This is a genomic window from Flavobacterium sp. HTF (assembly GCF_003105115.1).
Taxonomy (GTDB): domain Bacteria; phylum Bacteroidota; class Bacteroidia; order Flavobacteriales; family Flavobacteriaceae; genus Flavobacterium.
Genome location: NZ_QETH01000079.1, coordinates 1 through 20,264, shown reverse-complemented (window position 1 = coordinate 20,264; position 20,264 = coordinate 1). Strand labels below are relative to the sequence as shown.

Below are 20,264 nucleotides of genomic sequence, written 5' to 3'. Positions count from 1 at the left end.
AAACTAATCCAGTTAAAAAGTACGAATTTGTTTTCAAAACATTTTTAGGGTGAATATCACAAAAATTGTCTTTTTAGACGAAATGAAAAATAATATTTTATTTATCATGTCCGACCAGTGTTTAACGCTCTCTTCTAATTGTCAGATAAATTCCTTTTTTTGCCAGAAGTTGTTTAACTTTTAAATTCATCGTTAATTTATTTTTTCTTCAAAAGATAAATTAGCATCAAAAATCTCTTTTAATAATAAAGCAATTTGATCTAAATAATTGTTTAGTATCTCTTTAGAAACATTCATAATCAATTCTTTATCCTCTTTAAATCCAAAAGGAAGAAATCCTGATTTTAAATTTTTGAATGAAATAATACCTACTTCAATCGGGATATCGCCGGCCTCAGGTTCATACATAAACGCATAAGCCAGAACCTGAATAATTTTATCGTTTTTAAGCTCTTCAGTTAACCCTTTCCATGATTTCAGAGTGACATTTGCTTTTTCTACTTTTCCGGTCTTATAATCGATAATTCTTATTTTTCCGTTACGCAATTCAATTCTGTCGACATTTCCTTTAATTAAAACCGGAAATGGCAGGTCAGGATGATGAAACTGACGTTCAAAGGTTTTTTCTAAAGCAATGATTTTAATCGCATCGCCATTTTTTATAGACTCTAATTCCATTTTCAGGAAATTAGATACATTTCGTTTTGCCACTTCAAACGCAAGAAGGTTACGGCCCTTTTTGATTTCTCCTTCTTTATAAACCAGTTTAAATTGTTTCAGAACCTCGTCATCCAGCAATTTAAAACAATTAGCAATATCATTTTCAGAGATAAATTTATCTACAAACGGGTCATACAAAGCCTTTAAGGTTTCATGGATAATTGTTCCTAAAGTATTCAAGGCAATATTTTCCTCAACTTCTTCAACTTCCCGAATCCGAAGAATTTTTTGAAAATAAAAATCAATTGGGTTCCGAATGTAACTCGTCAGTGCTGATGGAGAAAACCCAACTGTTGCAATCTCTTTTAACCGCTCCATAACCGCATCCGATTTTGGAACTATTATAGGCTGATACGCTGTTGAAGGCAAAACCGGATTATAAATATCAAAGGTAAGATTGTGTCTGGCTTGTTTTTCAACTTCTAATTGTGTGATAAAACGGCTGCGTTCTCCCGCGTCCAGACCATCATTTTCGGTATTATAAATCAGGTAGATATTTTTAGCTCTTTGCAGTAAGTGATAAAAGTGATAGGTATAAATAGCATCTTTTTCTTTAAAAGTAGGCAAGCCCAATTCTTTTTTAACATCATAAGGTATAAATGAATTTTGAGATTTTCCGGCAGGAAATTTTCCTTCGTTCATAGAAGTTACAATTACGGTTTCAAAATCCAGAACACGGCTTTCCAAAACACCCATAATTTGCAATCCTTTCAATGGTTCCCCCTCAAACGAAACTTCAGCAACATCAATAACCTGTTTATAAATAGCATACAAAGTATCTATGTTGTCGATATGTGCATGTTTAGAATAATAATTTATTAGTTTATTGATTACTTTAAAAACAGCAAACACAAAAGATTTGGCAATCTTTTCTTCTTCATTATCATTGCTGAAGTTTTCTTTTACTAAAAGCAAAAGGGTTGATATATTTTCGAGAACTGCTATTGAACCGTTCTCCCACTTCTGAAATAATAACTGAAATAAAACAGAAGGATTTAAATTGAGTTCAAATAATCTGTTATGTGTGATAAAAGTATAATTGTTCTCTTTTATTATTTTTACCAAGTTGTATGTATTTGCATAAGGCTCCACCAATGGATGAGTCAAAATATCTAATACATCCTTATAATAGAAAACATAACTATCTCCTTTTCTTGATAATGTATTGGTGTGCATTTTAAATAATTTTGCAATCAATATCTGCGACGGATTATTCCTTCCGGAGTAACCCATAGTAATATTTAACGCACCAACAGTTGATGGCAAAGAATATAAAACAGGCATTAGCAAATTCTCTTCGCCCAAAACGATGGCTACTTTGTCAAGAGAGGTTGTTGGATTATCTGAGATTATATTTTCAATGATGCTTCCTGCTAATTTGGCCTGACCAATCGTTTTTGGTGTTCCGATAACCTGAATATTTTTGGACTGCGAAAAGTCATCAACAATCCACTCAAAATGATTTGATTTATAGTGTTTCCAACTTTCTTTAAAACGTCGGACAAAAAGTCCTGCATCATGATAAGGATCATTGAGAAAAACCTGATCAACATCCCAGTAAATTTTAGCCTGATCTAAGGCCAAAAGATGCTGAACGATTTTTTCTTCGGCTGCATTTAAGGCATTGAATCCAGCAAAAATAAAAGTCCTATTGGATATACTGTTTGAAAAATGATTCAAATTATTAACCGCTTCACGATAAATTAATCCCTGATAACCAATTCCCTTATTAAGCAAATGGCTATACAAAGATTCGTAATACAAAGGAAGCAGTTTCCAGAAATCAATATAGTTTTCTAAAAGCTTAGTTTTATTTTCTATTTCTAAACCCCATTTTTTAATATCCTCAATATCCTTCAGATAAGATAAAACGTGAGAAGGTTCGAGCAAATAACGATCTATTTCATTAAAATCCTGAAGAAGTGTTTTTGCCCAATTGGCAAATAATTCAAAAGATTGCTGATGCTGTTTTTCGGTAACTGAAAGATATACCTCGTAAAATTCAAATAAAAGTTCAATTGAATCAACAGATCTTATGGCTGCAACATCCTGTACAAAATCCTCAATACTAATAATTTCAGGAGAAAGAATAGTATGAGTAGTTTCTTTTTTCAAAGCTTCTATTAAAAAAACCCTGGCTCTTTTATTTGGTAAAATAATAGTAGTTTCAGCAAGTTGACCTGAATAATCCTGAATTATAACAGTTGCTATTTTTTCGAGAAAAGAAATATTTATCATTTGATAAAAATAAAAAAAGCCATTCAATTAAGAATGGCTTTTAGTATTTATTTAAAAGGTAAATTATAGTTTACCTTCGTATTTAGAACCAATATGTTTGATTTCAGTTCTTCTGTTTTGTGCTTTACCTGCAGCAGTTTTGTTACTTGCAACTGGTACACTAGATCCAAATCCTTTAGCTACTAAGTTATCAGCGCTAACTCCTCTTTCGATCAAAGCATTCATTACAGCGTTTGCTCTGTCTTCAGAAAGTTTTTGGTTGATTTTAGCAGAACCTGTACTATCTGTGTGTCCTTCAATAGAGAATTTCGCGTTTGGATAGTTTTTAAGGATTTCTTTAATAGCATCTAATCTAGCTGGAGTTTCTTTGTCACCAGTTTTGAAAGTAGCTTTTCCTGAGTTAAAGTAAACCGCTCTTGCTTGAACTTTAAGATCTTCTAATGCTTCAGAAGTTACTTCAGGACATCCTCTGTTACTAGCAGGACCAGCAACTGTAGGACAATCATCATCTTTATCTAAAACACCATCTTTATCAGCGTCTAAGAAAGGACAACCACCGTTTTCTTTTGGACCAGCAACTGTAGGACATTTGTCATCTTTATCAGCGATTCCGTCACCGTCAGCATCTGGACAACCTTTTAAAGCAGCTAAACCAGCAACATCTGGACAAGCATCATCTTTATCAGCAATTCCGTCACCGTCAGCATCTGGACATCCGTTTAATGCAGCTAAACCAAATACATCTGGACAAGCGTCAGAAGCATCAACGATTCCGTCACCGTCAGTATCAGGACATCCGTTGAATTGTTTTAAACCAGCAACATCTGGACAAGCATCGTCTTTGTCATAGATTCCGTCTCCGTCAGTATCTTTACCTCCGAATTTGAAAACTAAACCAGCAGTGTGTTGAAAGTGAGATGGAGCATCTGGAGTTCCAGAAGCATCTTCTCTATCACCACTAACTGACCATTTGTATCTTGTAGCAAGCTCAAGACCAATAGCATCAGTAAACCAGAAAGTTACACCAGCACCTGGGTTAACTGTTCCGTAGCTGCTATCTCCGAAGAAAGTGTAACCTCCACCAACAGATAACGAAGGATCGATTACTTTAGATTTGATTAATTCCTGGAAGCTGTACTTTACAGTAGCATCGATTCCGTAATACATCAAATCACCAGGATTTCTTACAACCATACCTCTAGAATCGTGATTAGCATCAGCTGGATCAAAAACAACATATTTGTCAATTTTATTCACAGACCCTTGTAAACCAACAGAAAATCCTGAACCTACATATCTAGACACTCCAATGTAAGATAAAGATGGAAGAATATTCCAGTTACCTTTTACATCAAATGGCTGAGAGAAATGCGCCGGAAAAAAGTCAACATGTTCTGGACTTGCACTAGTCCTAGTATCCACGGCATTCACTCCAAAAGAGATAGCCCATGGATTGTTACTGTCTTGCGCGTGTGAGGACAATCCCATCACCATCATTACAGCAACTAAAAGTTTGTTAAGATGTTTCATACTTAATTTTTTTAATTACAATTTAGTTAATTACAAGCAAAAGTAACACCAAAATTTTTAAATACAAAATCAAATGTTAAAAAAAACCTACAAAAATTAAATAAAATGGGAATTATATAACTTTTAACATTTTACCAACTGACACGAAAGCACTTACGGCTTTGTCCAGATGCTCTTTTGCATGTGCCGCAGACAATTGTACGCGAATTCTTGCTTTATCTTTTGGGACTACAGGAAAAAAGAATCCAATAACATAAATACCTTCTTTCAAAAGTTCATTTGCCATTGTCTGTGATAATTTTGCATCATATAACATAACGGGTACAATTGCCGAATCACCATCAATAATATCAAATCCAGCTTTTTTCATTCCCTCCTTAAAGTAATTAGTATTCCATTCTAATTTATCTCTTAACGAAGTATCTTTTTCTAATAATTCAAAAACTTTAATTGAAGCCCCGACAATAGCAGGAGCTAGTGAATTGGAAAACAAATAAGGTCTGGAACGCTGACGTAATAATTCTATAATTTCTTTTTTCGCAGTTGTATAACCTCCCATTGCTCCGCCTAATGCTTTACCAAGGGTACCTGTTATAATATCAACTCTTCCCATTACTCCTTTTGCTTCAAGAGTTCCTTTTCCGGTTGCGCCGATAAATCCTGCCGCATGACATTCATCTACCATAACCATAGCATCATATTTATCTGCCAAATCACAGATTTTATCCAAAGGAGCCACCAGACCATCCATTGAAAATACACCATCAGTAACAATCAATTTAAAACGTGCACCGGCTTCGTTTGCCTTAATTAACTGCTGCTCCAAATCTTCCATATTACTATTTTCATAGCGATAACGGGCCGCTTTACACAAACGAACTCCATCTATAATAGAAGCATGATTTAAACTGTCTGAAATTATAGCATCGTTTTCTCCTAGTAATGGCTCAAAAACACCTCCGTTTGCATCAAAGGCTGCAGCGTATAAAATAGTATCCTCGGTACCATAAAAATCTGCAATCTTTTTTTCTAAAGTTTTATGAATATCCTGTGTCCCGCATATAAAACGAACAGACGACATTCCGAAACCATGAGTATCCATAGCATCTTTTGCTGCCTGAACCACTTCAGGATGGGATGAAAGTCCTAAATAATTATTAGCACAAAAATTCAAAACTGTTTCTCCAGTAGAAATAGTAATTTCAGCACCTTGGGCTGAAGTTATAATACGTTCTTTTTTAAAAATTCCGTTTTCTTCAATCGTTTGCAACTCACTTTGCAAATGCTCTTTAATTTTACCGTACATTTTTATTTATTTAATATGTTAAAAATTAACAACTTGAAGCTGTTTACTGCTTTAACATCTGATTAATTTTATCACAAATTTACCACATCAATTTCCGAACCTATATATACCAAAGCTCTTTTTAACACTTTATATCCTAAATCTTCAATTGCATCCTGATATTCCTGAATTTGTCTCGTATATTTTGCATTACTGGCTCCGGTTTTATAATCCAGAAGATATGCTTCTTTATTTGCGGTTAATACAATCCGGTCAGGTTTTAAAATCTTTCCTTCTTTCTGCACTATAGTCTGTTCATTCAAAATCTTATTTTTACCATCAAAACAAACGATTAATTCAGTGTGGTTTACTATTTCCTGCAATGTCAACAGAACTTTTTCTGTCTGATCATAAGTAATTAAACCATTTTCAATCGCTTTTGTAACAGCAAGATCAACATCTGATTTATCTTTAACGAAAGCCAGGATTTCATGAATTATATTTCCATAAGAAATTGCTTCCTGCTGATGCGTTCCCCACATTAAAGCTTCTCTTTGAGCAATTTTTATATTTTTTGGATTTAAAACTTCTGAAACAATCGGAATTGCTTTTACTAAATCAACAGAATGGTGCGAAGGTGAAAGTTTCGTTTTATTTCCAAATTCATACTCTAATTTTTCCTTATCATATACTCCTTTATTCATTAAATATTTAATAAAAAATGAAGCCATATTATTCGGAAACTCACTATCTTTTCTTTCTTTTAAAGATTGAGAAATAACATACAGCTGTTCTTCTGCACGCGTTAAGGCTACGTACAAAACATTGATATTATCCAGTAATTCTTCCTGTTTTTTTAAATTAAAAACAGCCGAGGCACTTTCACCAAAACCCTCCACGGCACTGCTATTATCAATTAAGGCTTTCGGCAATCCCAAATCAGCTTCTTCAGTATCCAGCCAGAGTTTATCTTTGGGTTTTCTGTTATAATCTTCCTCGGCAAAAGGCATGATAACAACCGGAAATTCCAGTCCTTTAGATTTATGAATAGTCATAATACGAACAGCATTGTTTCCTTCCGGCGAAGGAATGCTGAATTTCTCTGCGTTCTTGTCCCAATAACTTAAAAAATCTGCTATTCCGGCCTGATTCCTGATATCGCGTTCTAAAACAATATCCAGAAAATATTGCACATATGCATTTCCTTCTGATGGAAGAATAAATTTTGCAATAATGATTTCAACAGCTTCATATAAAGACTTTTTTCTAACATCATCAAAAGAAAGCGAAACATCAAATTCCAGAAGCCAGCTTTCAAAATCTTTTTCATATTTCTGAGCCATTCCAAGCGCAATAAAATCATGAATAGGCATTTTTAATTCTTTGGTTGTAGCCAAAAAATGCAGGAAATTAGCTTTTGCTTCCAGATCAGCACTATTATTCAGATACTTCAGCAAATGAACAATCAAACGTACTTCTGTAGCATTTTGGATCATCAGCGTTTCTGAAGATAAAAGCGGAATATTTTGTTCGGTCAGATAATTGGCAATTGCTATTCCCTGATCTCTCTTTCGGGTCAGAATTACGATATCTTTATATTCAAAACCTTCACGAACGACATTCATAATTGTATTCAGAGTTGCTAATACATATAAATCTGATTTTTCTACAACATCGTCTTCGTCTGTAAAATCATTTTTTTCTATTACAGGAAGGAAAGAAATATTTACATAGCCGCCTTTTTTTGAATTTGCATTCTGAAAACTATGATTTTCATAAAGATCTTTATAATCAGCATTTGTAAATTCAGCAGAAATGAGTTTAAAAAAAGCATTATTAAAATCAATTACTTCACTGTAACTTCTATAATTGGTATTTAAATGCTCGAGTTTTTTATCCGGATTTGCAAAAGGGTTTACATCCTTACTTAGTTCAATAAATTGTTCTGCCTTTCCTCCTCTCCAACGATAAATGGACTGTTTTGGATCCCCAACAATCATCAGTGTCCCTTTATTTCCAAAATCATCCTGACCCGAAAGGGCGTTATCGATTAGAGGGATCAAATTTTGCCATTGCATTTCTGAAGTATCCTGAAATTCATCAATAAAAAAATGACGATAGCGCTCTCCTAAACGCTCATAAATAAAAGGCGCCGGCTGATTCTGGATTTCACGATGAATTATCGCATTGAATTCTGAAATCGATAAAATATTTTGTTCTGATTGGATTTTGGCCAGTTCATTGCTCACTGTATTTAGCAAAGAAAGTGGTGTTATATTTTTAAGGAAGGCTTTGTAGAAATCCCTTTTTTCAAAATTTTTATAGATTTTACTTAAGCGCTGAAGGAATTCAGGAATAAGGTTTTCAATTAAAGCTTTATCTTTTGCCGTTTTGTTAATTGCTATATCTTCAAATTCATGAAAAGTTTTGTTTCTTGGATTGAATTTCCCATCACGAATACTTTCGAGGTGATTAGGAAAAGTTCCTCTTGAAAATGACTTTAAATCAATTCCGTTATTTTCAATCACTGTCAGAAGCTCTAAAGCAAAATCGGTGTTCTCTTTTTCCAGCTCTGCACACAAGACAGACATTTTCTTTTTAATGGCAACAAATTCTTCAATAGTTTTATCCTGGAAATGAGAAATCTCATTTCGGTTATTTTCATTAAGGACCAATCTTCCTGTTTCAAGAATTTCCCGAGAAACATCCCAACTTTTATCATCGTCGGTTTTTTCCATCGTAAAATCAATCAGCAATTTGGTCAGCGTTTCATCCTGACCTGCCTGTGCAATAATGGCATCAACAGCTTCGACCAATAAATTTTCGGTATCCAGCGTCACCTCAAAAGTCATGGGCAAATTAAGGTCATGGGCAAACGCGCGAATTACTTTGTGAGTAAATTTATCGATGGTAGAAATATCAAACGCAGCATAATTATGAATAAGATGCTTGATGATGCTTTGTGATTTTGTTTTGATTTTGATAACAGAAAGCCCTGTTTCCCTGGACAAATCTTCCATTAAATCAATTGCTTTTGCAGAAGGGTCGTCTTTTGCAAATTCAGACAAACTGCCAACAATACGGCTTTTCATTTCATGAACTGCTTTGTTGGTAAAAGTTATCGCCAGAATATTACGATAAGCATCATTTTTGGGAGAAGAAAGAATAATTTTAAGATATTCTTTTACCAAAGTATAAGTCTTTCCGGATCCTGCAGATGCATCATAAATAGAAAAAGACGAACTTTGCATAGGTTTGATTTTAGTATGGTAAAAATAGCACATTAAATATTAAATCCCAATAATGCAAAATTCCAATACCTGATGCCTTATTACATTCAGTTATTGGAATTTGGAATTTATATTTTTTGGCTTTTTAAAATCAGTTTAATGTTTTGGAAATGCCCTTTTATTAAAAACAAGCAAAATACCTACACCTGTAGAAATTGCCACATCGGCAACGTTGAAAATCGCATTAAAAAACATAAAATGCTTACCCCCAAAAAAAGGCAGCCATGATGGCAAATTACCTTCCCAGATAGGAAAATAAAACATGTCTACAACTAAACCGTGAAACCATGTTCCGTAAGGAGTTGGTGAAAAAGCGGTTGCCAAATTACTTTCGCTTCCGTCAAAAATAACTCCATAAAAAACCGAATCAAGGATATTTCCTGCTGCGCCGGCAAAAATTAGTGCAATAGCAACTATCAGGTATCTTGAATGATGTTTTTTTATGGCATCTGCCAGCCAAAACCCAATTCCAAATACAGCAAAAATCCTGAAGACAGTCAAAATTAATTTCCCGTATTGTCCTGGAATTTTAGTTCCCCAGGCCATTCCTTCGTTTTCTATGAAATGAATTCTAAACCAGTCAAAAAGGACTACTTCCTCGCCTAAAACAAAATTTGTTTTTACGTAAATTTTAGAAAGCTGATCAACAAGTAAAACTAAAAATATAAGGAAGTACGCTTTTCGTAATGACATTTTATGATTTTTTGATGGGCAAAAGTAATAATTTAATCAAAAAGAACGCCCCTAATGGAGCGTTAATTCTTTTGTAATAAAACCAAATATAGCATTATTTTTTCAAACCGGAATTTGCAGGTGCTTTTGGTGTATCAGCAAAAAAATTAGAAATCGATTTTAGCAAACCCGTTCCTTCTTTTCCGGCACTGGCTTTTTTGGCTTCACCTTTTTTAAAATCTGCTTTATATTTTACGCGCATTTTTTCAAACTCTTTCAATCTGCTTTCGACATCAGAGTTCACATCTTTGAATTTCAGTACTTTAGCCATTGTGTAAGGTTTTTATAGTAAAAAATTTGAATTATTAACTATTTGCTATTACAATGATACATAATTTAATTTATATTTGTTAAATAAATTAACAGTTGTTTCGTACAAATACCACCATCATCCCCTATAAGATACAGTAAATGAATTAATTTTAACAATTATCCGAAAATCTTACAAATCATGACCGAAATCACAACTACTTTAAACGATTTTCTGGTAGACACAAAATCGACTGCGGCGTTAATCTTAAATGGAAAAGGAAAACTAATCACTTCCCTTAATATAGAATACGGCGACAGCATTGCATCAATGAGTGCAGCAATACTATCTATGAGCGAAAAGTTCCTGGCAGATTTGGAAAAAGGCGTATTAAAACAACTTTACCTCAAAACTTCTGATGGTGTTGTAGTTGGAAATAAAATCAGCGGCTCCAATTTTATTATCGCATTTTCAAAAGAAGGCAGTAATCTTGCTTTGCTAATGCGATCTCTCGAAGAAGTGTCTGCTGAACTAAGTAAAAATTCCCTGTTAAAATAACATATATCTATTAACCACCTAATACCACAAACTATGAGTAATGATTTTTTAAATGTGTTTTTAAATGAAATGAAAACCAACGTAAATGGCTTTATAGCTGTAGCTGTAACCGAAATCGAATCAGGATTAAGCTTTGGAAATTTAACTATTGATCCGGCTTTTGACCCTGAACTGGCTGCTGCTTATAATCTTGAAGTTGTAAAAGCAAAATTAAATGCCGTAAAAGCTTTAAACCTAAATCAGGATATAGAAGATATTTTGATTACGCTTTCTAATCAAATTCACATTATCGACATTTCACCAAATAAAAAATTTATGATTTATCTGGCTGCAGATTCAACTAAAGCAAATCTTGGAATGACGAGAGCCATTTTAAGAAAACATAAATCAGAATTAGAAAAGAATTTAGCCTAATTTGTTTTTTAATTAGAACCACCTTCAGTAAAGCTGGTTCTAATTAAAAATATATTTAAATCTAAATTCAGGGTGTTTTTTTACTTACAAAAAAAGCACTGTTTTATTTCAGTTCCTTCTTTTTAAGTAGAGAAGATTTCTTCCAAAAATTTAACTTCTCTGTCAAGCCTTCAGCCCTTAAAAGTTTAAACAAAAAACGCTCCTTAAAGGAGCGCTTAATTATTTATCTCTGCAAGTTTTTAGCTTCGATACTCATTGTAGCATGAGGGACGATTTTAAGCCTTTCTTTGCTGATTAACTTACCTGTTACTTTACAGATACCGTATGTTTTATTTTCAACGCGGAATAGTGCATTCTTTAAATCTCTGATGAATTTTTCCTGTCTGATAGCCAACTGGGAGTTTGCTTCTTTTGACATTGTTTCACTTCCTTCTTCAAAAGCCTTGAATGTCGGAGATGTATCATCTGTTCCGTTATTTAAATCATTCATGTAAGCACTTTTAATTAAATCCAGATCGGCTTGTGCTTTTTGTATTTTATTTTGAATTATTTCTTTGAACTCTGCTAAGTCAGCATCTGAGTATCGTGTAATTTCATCTACCATGGTATATATTATTTTGAAATTAATATCGTTGTTTTAATATCATCAAACTCAATTTCTGTGCCGTTTTCTAAAGCGTCAACAAAAACCAGGCTTTCTGTTAATGTTTCTGATTTGATGTAATCTTCATTTTTCAGAATTGCTTCTTCCAAAAGACCACTTCTTTTTATTTGTACTTTAATTTTGTCTGTAACCTCAAATCCTGAATCTTTACGGATATTCTGAATTCTATTTACCAATTCACGCGCAATACCTTCATTTTTTAATTCTTCGGTGATTGTGATATCAAGCGCAACTGTGATTCCGTTTGAATTTGCAACCAGCCATCCTTCGATATCCTGCGATGTTATTTCGACGTCTTCTAATGATAAAGTTACATTATTTCCAGCAATAACAATATCTAACGTCCCCTGCTTATCCAACTGATTTATCTGATCTGCAGAAAAACCTTGTATCTCCTTAGAAATCAGCCCCATATCTTTACCAAAACGTGGCCCTAATGCTTTAAAATTAGGTTTAATCTGTTTTACTAAGATACCGGAAGCATCATCTAAAAGTTCGATTTCTTTCACGTTTACTTCGGCTTTTACCAAGTCAGAAATAGCTTCTATTTCTGCACGCTGATTTTCGTCAAGTACCGGAATCATTACCTTTTGCAAAGGTTGACGCACTTTGATCATCTCTTTTTTACGTAGTGATAATACTAACGAAGAGATAGTTTGCGCCTTCTGCATTTTGCTTTCCAACGTTTTATTAACAAAGTTTTCGACAAATTTTGGGAATTCAGCCAAGTGAACACTGGCAAATTCCTCAGATTTTGTAGAAGCTGTCAAATCACGGTATAATTTATCCATGAAAAAAGGAGCGACAGGAGCACTTAATTTACTGATCGTAAGCAGACAAGTATAAAGTGTCTGATAAGCCGCAATTTTATCTTTGGCATATTCGCCTTTCCAGAAACGACGACGGCATAAACGTACGTACCAGTTACTTAAATTTTCCTGAACAAAATCAGAAATCGCTCTTGTTGCTTTTGTCGGCTCATAATCTTCGTAACATTCGTCAACAAATTTTATTAACGTATGTAATTCAGAAATAATCCACTGATCGATTTCAGGCCTTTCATTTAAAGGGATTTCAGCTTCATCGTATTTGAATCCATCTATGTTAGCATATAACGAAAAGAATGAATAGGTATTATATAAAGTTCCGAAGAATTTACGACGAACCTCAGCAATTCCTTCAATATCAAATTTTAAGTTATCCCAAGGATTGGCATTTGAAATCATGTACCAGCGTGTGGCATCAGGACCGTATTCTGCAATTGTTTCAAAAGGATCTGTTGCGTTACCAAGACGTTTAGACATCTTTTGTCCGTTTTTGTCCAGAACCAAACCATTAGAAACAACATTTTTGTATGCTACTTTATCAAAAACCAAAGTTCCGATAGCGTGCAACGTATAAAACCATCCGCGGGTCTGGTCTACTCCTTCTGCAATGAAATTTGCAGGGAAATCTTTATTCTCGTCTATTTTATCTTTATTCTCAAAAGGATAGTGCCATTGTGCATACGGCATTGCTCCCGAGTCAAACCAAACGTCGATAAGATCGCTCTCACGTTTCATTGGCTTTCCTGAAGCCGAAACCAAAATGATCTGATCTACTACATTTTTATGCAAGTCGATTAAATCGTAATTTGATTCAGACATGTTCCCAATTTCAAAACCCTTAAACGAATTTTCTGTTTGAAAACCTGCTTCGATAGATTTTTCTATTGCATTATACAATTCTTCAACAGAACCAATAAGAACTTCTTCTTTTTTGTCTTCTGTTCTCCAGATTGGCAACGGAATACCCCAATATCTAGAACGAGATAAGTTCCAGTCATTGGCATTTTTCAGCCAGTTTCCAAAACGTCCCTCACCAGTAGATTTAGGCTTCCAGTTGATAGTTTCGTTCAGGTCGAACATTCTATCTTTTACATCGGTTACTTTTATGAACCAGGAATCTAACGGATAATATAATAATGGCTCATCTGTTCTCCAACTGTGTGGATAACTGTGAACATATTTTTCAACTTTGAATGCTTTGTTTTCTTCTTTTAAACGAATTGCAATTTCAACATCTACAGAACGTTCTGGAGCTTGCCCCGCATCATAATATTCATTTTTAACATACTTGCCTGCCAATTCTCCTAAATGAGAAGTAAATTTACCCTGCAAATCTACAAGCGGTACAGCTGTACCATTTTCATCTAAAACTAACATTGGTGGAATTTCCGGTGTTGCTTCTTTAGCAACTTTCGCATCATCTGCACCAAAAGTAGGAGCAGTATGTACAACTCCTGTTCCGTCTTCTGTTGTTACGAAATCTCCTGAAATTACCCTGAATGCATTTTCAGCATTTTGATATGGAAGGACATACGGTAATAATTGTTCGTATTTAATTCCAACCAGGTCAGCACCTTTTGCTTCTGCTAAAATTATATACGGGATATTTTTATCACCAGATTTATAATTTCCAAAATCAGCTTCATCAGTACTTGCAACAAATCCTTTTCCGAATTGTTTTCCAACTAAATTTTTAGCCAAAACAACATTGATTGGTTCAAAAGTATATTGGTTGAATGTTTTTACTAAAACGTAATCAATTTTTGGCCCAACTGTCAAAGCGGTGTTTGATGGAAGTGTCCAAGGTGTTGTTGTCCATGCCAGAATATGAATATCTCCAAAACCTTGTAAAAGCGAAGGCAATGTTTCAGGAAGCGTTTTAAATTGCGCTACAATCGTAGTATCGGTAACATCTCTGTAAGCTCCCGGCTGATTTACTTCGTGAGAAGACAATCCGGTTCCTGCTTTTGGAGAATAAGGCTGAATTGTGTATCCTTTGTACAACAAACCTTTATCGTAGATTTGTTTCAAAAGCCACCAGACAGACTCCATATATTTTGGTTTATAAGTTACATACGGATCTTCCATATCTACCCAATATCCCATTTTTTCGGTTAGGTCATTCCATACGTCGGTATAACGCATTACGGTTTTTTTACACGCTTCGTTATATTCTTCGATAGAAATTGTTTTACCAATATCTTCTTTTGTAATGCCTAATTCTTTTTCTGTACCCAATTCTACAGGTAAACCGTGAGTATCCCAACCGGCTTTTCTTTTTACCTGAAAACCTTTTTGAGTTTTATATCTGCAAAAAATATCTTTAATCGCACGTGCCATTACGTGGTGAATTCCAGGTAATCCGTTTGCTGAAGGCGGACCTTCAAAAAATACGTAAGGTTCAGCACCTTCACGTGTCGTTACACTCTTTTCAAATATATTTTCTTTCTTCCAAAAATCAAGAACTTCTGACGCTACTGTTGGCAAGTCAAGTCCTTTGTATTCAGTAAATTTTGTACTCATTTTATCCTTTTCTTAATCGAGGTGCGAAAGTAAGGAATTTTGGATTATTGTACACCAATTTCTTCAAATTTCACAAACTTTTGTTGAGATAATAGATACAAAAACAAAAAATTTGATTAGTTTCCGATACTATTCTCAAAATCCTGAGTACATAGACCAAAAACCAATCAAATTTAATTTGTTTGTTTTAAAGAAGCTTAAGGCTATTTAAATCCTCCGAAATATACTTCTTTCATAAAAATTCTGTTTCCAAAAACAGGGTTCACTTCTATCTTTTCGCGGTTTTCCTGATAAAGTGTTTCTCCGTTAAAATCCTCGATTTCATAATTGATTTTATGTGGAATTTTTCCTGAATTTAATGCTGCAACGGGACGGTATTCCCCAAAAAGTTTTCTTTCGAAAAAGCTTTTATTTCCATTATCAAATTCTGTTTTTTCTGTAGAAACTATATTGTAATTTTCTTTATCGATAAAAACATGGTAATCTGTTTTAGGGATTGTTCTGTTTCCTGTACTTAAGGTTTTTTCAAAATAATTCAGGTGATAACATAATCTTCCTTCGTACATTTCATCCTGTAAAACTTCAAGATTGTTCCACAAATCAAGTCTTAAATCCGTAAGAAAGTTTACCAAATCAACATTTTTAGACAAATTACTGTAATCGTATGTTGATAATTTTGCCCATTTTGCGTTTACACCACTTTCACGATCGTCATGACTCCATGCTTCCGGCCCGTTTACAATTTCATAATAGGTTTCGGGCATTTTTTTCTTTAAAAGATAATTAGATGTCGTCGCCCACTTTTCTTCCGTTTGAGGGATATTGGTTCCTTCTATGGAAAGTTTAGATAAAAGGTGTGCTTTTTCAATTTTTTTCAGGGCCTGGCTTCCTCCTAAATTATCTACAATTTTGGCCAGTAAACTTGCATTTGACTGATACGGAATTGAATCCAGCAAATTAAATCTTTGAAGTTTTGCTTTTTCTAAACTGGCTTCACGATTTGCTTTCTCCGTTTCCCATGCAGCATCCTGCTGTTCTATTTTCTCAAAAAAGGCCAATCTTTTTTCTTCTTTTTCTTCGGCAATTTTAAGACCTAATTTCTTAAGATCGGCAAAACGTGTTGTATGGCTTCTTACTTTCTTATCTGCAAAGACGCTGTTTTTTAATCTTTTAATAATCGCTGAGCCTCTCGAATCCTGCTTATCATTTTCAATAAGTAAGTTAGCATACAATAATGCTTTTTCCTTATTTTCAAGCAGGAAATAAGTCTCGGCTAAATTATTTGTTACTATAAACCGAATATTTTCGTTTGCAGGAGACGTCGGGTATTTAATCAACAGACTTTCTAAATATTGCAAATGCGGTGTAAGCAGTTTTTCATCGAGACCTTTTTCAAGTGTGACCTTCTCCATCTCAGCCGTAATTTCGGTTTCAAAATCAAGCATTTGTTTATACTCCGGATGTCCTTTTGAAGTTACAAATTCAAACTTTTCTTTAGATTCACCTACTTTGTACGCTAATTTGTAGTTAAGATAGTTTTGAATTCCGTCTACAGAATGATAAATCATTTTATCGATTCCCAGTTCTGCAACGGTAAAATTATCATCCCGTTCGGCATCTGCGACTCTTTTATTATTTAATTCTATCACAGCTTTGATACTTCCTTTATTATATTCCGCACCAACGATATGAGACTCTACACTATTAAAATCTTCTGAAAGCAAAATTTTATCGGCACACTTTGCCTCTACTTTTATCTTTACATCATAATTAGAATAGACCTGAAACTGCCATGCATTCTTTTTCTTGTCAAATATACTATCCACTTTCGTGGCATTGTATTTAGGCAATGCAATGGTCAGATAAATTTTAAGCTTTCCGTTTGCCGGATCTTTTATGAATCCTTCTATATCAAAGTAATGTTTCTTTAAGATTGCTTCTTCCTGAATTAACTGTTTATCCAATTGATAAAAAGTCGTTTGTGTTAACACATTATCAAGAACAGGGAAATCCGAATATCGAATTACCGGTATATAAAACTTCTTTTTTTTAGAGCTTATTTTTTCTTGTGCCTGAACGGAACCCATCACAAGTAAAGCCATTAAGAGTAGTATTTTTTTCATAGGCAAAAAAAAAGCCATCAGAAACAAGTCCTGATGGCTTTGAGTTTTATAATTTTTATTTTTTGTTGAAAATCTGAATTGACTTATCAGAAACATAAAAAATATTCTGAGTTGCCGGGTCAATTTCATAAACCGGCTGATTGTTGTTGAAAATAATTTTATCAACCTCAACTCCGTCAGCTTTACTTACTTTCACCAAAACTTTTTCTCCTGTATCTGCTTTTGCAAAAATATAAGAGTAGTCTCTGTTTTGTTTCATTGCTTTAAAACGAGAGTTAAATTTAGCCGCTACAATTCCAAGAGCCGCTGATCCGGCAGCATACGCTTTTGCCTGATCCTGATTTGTCTTATCTGCTTCTTTAACAACTGAAGATCTCATTTTACCTTCTGAATCACGGTAAGTCATTGTAATTTCTGCTCCTTTTACTGAGCTTACTGCTGAACCAACTCCTAAACCAATGCTTCCTGCAATTGCTGCACTTTTTAGAAGACGTCTTGTTCCTTCTCCCGGTTGAGAATAAATACGGTGGTATTTAATAGTTCCATCCATATTAACCCCCATTACTTCAACAGGACCAGAAAGCACAACTCCCCAAGGAAATTGTTCGATGCTGTTTAGTTCTTTTTCTTTCTTAATATTTACTTTTGCAAAAGGCTCTGGCTTATCGCTGATGCTTGGGTCGAATTTGTATAATTTCTCGTCATTATATACTACGTAAGAATTTGTAGCTTCGTCATAAGCAGGCAATACCGGACGGTCTTTGTCAAATTGAATATTACGTTTCCAAAGTTTAACCCCTGATTTGTAATCAACCATGTTTCCGTAAGTACCAGTAAGATACATTACTTTTTCACCTACTTTACCTAAGTAATAAATCGGATCTTCTTTATCATCAGAAATTTCGATGAATTTTTTCCAAAGTTTTTCTCCGTCTTTATTGATCAGCATCATTTCGTTTTCAGCAACGTATAAGAAATCCTGGTCGATTGGAATCACTCTTTTCAAACCATCTCCACGAGCATCTTTTTTCCAGATTTTTTCTCCTGAACTTAAATCATAAAAGTTAAAACCACTATAATGTGCTACTAATATTTTTGTTCCCCAGTCTTCCAGATAAACAACTCTTTTAGTTTTGATAGATTCTTTCCAGATACTTTTTCCTGTTTCAGTATTCAATACATTTAAATATTGTTTTGTAGAAAAAGTTCCGGCATTATTAACTACAACAATGTTTTTATCATTTTGAGTTAAAAAGAATTTTGAATAATCTTCTTCACCTTTCCAGTTTAATTTTCCGGAAGCTCTGTCAAATGAATATAATTTTCCATACAACAAATAGTAGATAACAGATCCGTGTACTGTAGCAATGTTTGTGTTTGCAGATTCTTTGAAAGAAAAACTAAATAATGATTTTGCTTTATCTACTGTAGTATTCCATTTCAATTCTCCTGTTTTCATATCCAACAAAGCAATTGCCATGTCACCATCTTTTTTCAAAGTAAGTAAATACTCGTCTGTTTCAGGAATAAAATCTGATTGTGTTACCCAAAAAGATTCTTTAGATGAATTGTAAACCACTTTACCACTATCTGTATTGATGATAATGTATTTGTTATTGATGTATGCTTCAACATAAGGGCTTCCAGGAACGCTTGTTAAGGCACTCTTATCTTTGAAAACTTTTCCAAAGTCAGGATCGCTCAGGATATCTCCTGCAGATGTTGCTCCGAAATCGTCTTTCGTTAGAGTCCATACAACTTTTTTTGTTTCAGGATCCAAACCTTTTACAGTCCCGCCCTCTTTAAAAACTACAACCCCTGTAATTTCGTTTTGTACAAGATCTTGCACATTATTCTCGGTAGTTACAATCTCGTCATATTTTCTTTGAGAAAAAGCCGAAATACTAACTACAAGAAGCAAAATAATAGAAAAAGTAAATTTCTTCATAATAAATTTTGTTTTGAATTGGTAAAATGGTATATTTTTAGTTAAAATACTTGTCTGCGAATATATAGAAATTATATCTTATTTAAGAAAATATTTCTTTCAAAACATCCAATGATTTAGGTTTCTTAAATCCTTCTAAATGAGAAGAATAATAATCAATTAATATTTTCAATAATATCTGTCTTTCAATTACATGAAATACTTTCTGATTATTGTCAAATTTCAGTTCAATCAGCTTTTTAAACAGATTTGTTTCGTGTTCAGTGAGTGCATTGACCCCATGAAAAAGAGAGAAAACACCATCTTTTATTTCAAAATACGGCAAATCAATTTCTGTTGTATCGGGATAAAAACCCAAATATTTTGTAGTCTCTAAAAGAAGAATCAGATGAAAGTTAGAGATATCATCATGATGATCAAGCCAGGTTAAAGCGGTTTCTAAAAAAAGAAAAAGTGATTCGTTTTTTTCTTCTTCCTGAATAGAATGATGGAGCATTTCTGAAAGAAACATAACCATTGTGCTTTTTACAATATCTGTATGAATGCTCTGAAAGGGAACTGCGGTTTTTATTTCTTTGAAGTTCTCCAAAGTGCCCTTGTTTTTATGAACTGCTTCAATCTCAAGAATGGACAAAGGCTGAAAGTATGCAATTTTCTGACTGGCTTTGCGGCTCGAAAAAGCATCGCGGACGAAATAAGATTTCAGGCCGCTTGAAAGCGTAAAACACTTTACAATAAGGCTTTTTTCCTGAAATTTTAAGGATGAAATTACGATTGCTTTTGTTTTGACTATCATACAGCCGGAATTTGTTTTTTATTATTTTCTTTGAATCTGTCCAGAAAACGTTTTTCAACTATATACCAGGATAAAACGGCAAAAAACAAAGCCACTAAAATAACAGCTGCTGCCATAAGAAGAGGATTGTATTTTTCGAACAAATTATATTGCCTGAAAAGCTGAATAACCGGAAAATGGTAAATATAAAGTCCGTAAGTAAAGTCTCCATATTTACCGAAATTATTAAACCATTTAAAATTATAAGCAACGATAATCACAATTGTACCAAATGCTGCAGGATAAAATAAACCTGCCTGCGGAACTGAAAAATAATATGCTGCTAAAAGCAAAATAGACAAAAAGAAAAGTTTGGTTTTATGCAAC

General features: G+C 33.9%; 13 protein-coding genes and 1 pseudogene. 2 read left to right on the top strand and 12 right to left on the bottom strand.

The genetic code is table 11. The features are described from left to right. Nucleotides 1-192: 192 nt before the first annotated feature. From DCO46_RS18035 to DCO46_RS18010, 6 genes are all read right to left on the bottom strand, one after another. The gene (locus tag DCO46_RS18035) at nucleotides 193-2,958 is read right to left on the bottom strand and encodes a PD-(D/E)XK nuclease family protein (protein ID WP_116753883.1); all 2,766 of its coding nucleotides are present in this window, start codon (nucleotides 2,956-2,958) and stop codon (nucleotides 193-195) included. Nucleotides 2,959-3,021: 63 nt separating this feature from the next. Then, the gene (locus DCO46_RS18030) at nucleotides 3,022-4,488 is read right to left on the bottom strand and encodes an OmpA family protein (protein WP_116753882.1); all 1,467 of its coding nucleotides are present in this window, start codon (nucleotides 4,486-4,488) and stop codon (nucleotides 3,022-3,024) included. Between the two features lie 112 nt (nucleotides 4,489-4,600). Then, nucleotides 4,601-5,794, bottom strand: coding sequence for a glycine C-acetyltransferase (gene kbl, locus DCO46_RS18025; protein WP_116753881.1), 1,194 nt, complete (start codon nucleotides 5,792-5,794; stop codon nucleotides 4,601-4,603). Between the two features lie 71 nt (nucleotides 5,795-5,865). Then, nucleotides 5,866-9,024, bottom strand: coding sequence for a UvrD-helicase domain-containing protein (locus DCO46_RS18020; protein WP_116753885.1), 3,159 nt, complete (start codon nucleotides 9,022-9,024; stop codon nucleotides 5,866-5,868). A 135-nt stretch (nucleotides 9,025-9,159) separates the two neighbouring features. Continuing rightward, the gene (locus DCO46_RS18015) at nucleotides 9,160-9,756 is read right to left on the bottom strand and encodes a lipoprotein signal peptidase (RefSeq protein WP_116753880.1); all 597 of its coding nucleotides are present in this window, start codon (nucleotides 9,754-9,756) and stop codon (nucleotides 9,160-9,162) included. Nucleotides 9,757-9,850: 94 nt separating this feature from the next. Beyond that, nucleotides 9,851-10,066: a hypothetical protein gene (locus DCO46_RS18010; RefSeq protein WP_116753879.1), complete on the bottom strand. Its 216-nt coding sequence runs from the start codon at nucleotides 10,064-10,066 to the stop codon at nucleotides 9,851-9,853. Nucleotides 10,067-10,246: 180 nt separating this feature from the next. Here DCO46_RS18010 and DCO46_RS18005 point away from each other — a divergent pair, with 180 nt between their 5' ends. Continuing rightward, nucleotides 10,247-10,603: a roadblock/LC7 domain-containing protein gene (locus DCO46_RS18005; RefSeq protein ID WP_116753878.1), complete on the top strand. Its 357-nt coding sequence runs from the start codon at nucleotides 10,247-10,249 to the stop codon at nucleotides 10,601-10,603. A gap of 33 nt (nucleotides 10,604-10,636) precedes the next feature. After that, complete coding sequence (locus DCO46_RS18000) at nucleotides 10,637-11,017, top strand: hypothetical protein (protein WP_116753877.1); 381 nt, start codon at nucleotides 10,637-10,639, stop codon at nucleotides 11,015-11,017. 223 nt (nucleotides 11,018-11,240) lie between these two features. Here DCO46_RS18000 and DCO46_RS17995 read toward each other — a convergent pair whose 3' ends face one another. The 6 genes and pseudogenes from DCO46_RS17995 to DCO46_RS22765 form a co-directional block, all read right to left on the bottom strand. Next, nucleotides 11,241-11,621 (bottom strand): TraR/DksA family transcriptional regulator, encoded by a 381-nt coding sequence (locus tag DCO46_RS17995; RefSeq protein WP_116753876.1) that lies wholly within the window; start codon nucleotides 11,619-11,621, stop codon nucleotides 11,241-11,243. Nucleotides 11,622-11,629: 8 nt separating this feature from the next. Next, entirely contained in the window at nucleotides 11,630-15,031 is a 3,402-nt protein-coding gene (gene ileS / locus DCO46_RS17990) for an isoleucine--tRNA ligase (protein WP_116753875.1), read from the bottom strand. Nucleotides 15,032-15,234: 203 nt separating this feature from the next. Next, nucleotides 15,235-17,154: a hypothetical protein gene (locus DCO46_RS17985; RefSeq protein WP_116753884.1), complete on the bottom strand. Its 1,920-nt coding sequence runs from the start codon at nucleotides 17,152-17,154 to the stop codon at nucleotides 15,235-15,237. A gap of 55 nt (nucleotides 17,155-17,209) precedes the next feature. After that, on the bottom strand, nucleotides 17,210-19,102 hold the full coding sequence (locus DCO46_RS17980) for a PQQ-binding-like beta-propeller repeat protein (RefSeq protein ID WP_116753874.1): 1,893 nt from the start codon (nucleotides 19,100-19,102) through the stop codon (nucleotides 17,210-17,212). An 82-nt stretch (nucleotides 19,103-19,184) separates the two neighbouring features. Next, the gene (gene recO, locus DCO46_RS17975; protein ID WP_116753873.1) at nucleotides 19,185-19,898 is read right to left on the bottom strand and encodes a DNA repair protein RecO; all 714 of its coding nucleotides are present in this window, start codon (nucleotides 19,896-19,898) and stop codon (nucleotides 19,185-19,187) included. Continuing rightward, nucleotides 19,895-20,264: pseudogene (locus DCO46_RS22765) on the bottom strand (hypothetical protein); the annotation flags it as partial. The gene recO and the pseudogene DCO46_RS22765, both read right to left, overlap by 4 nt.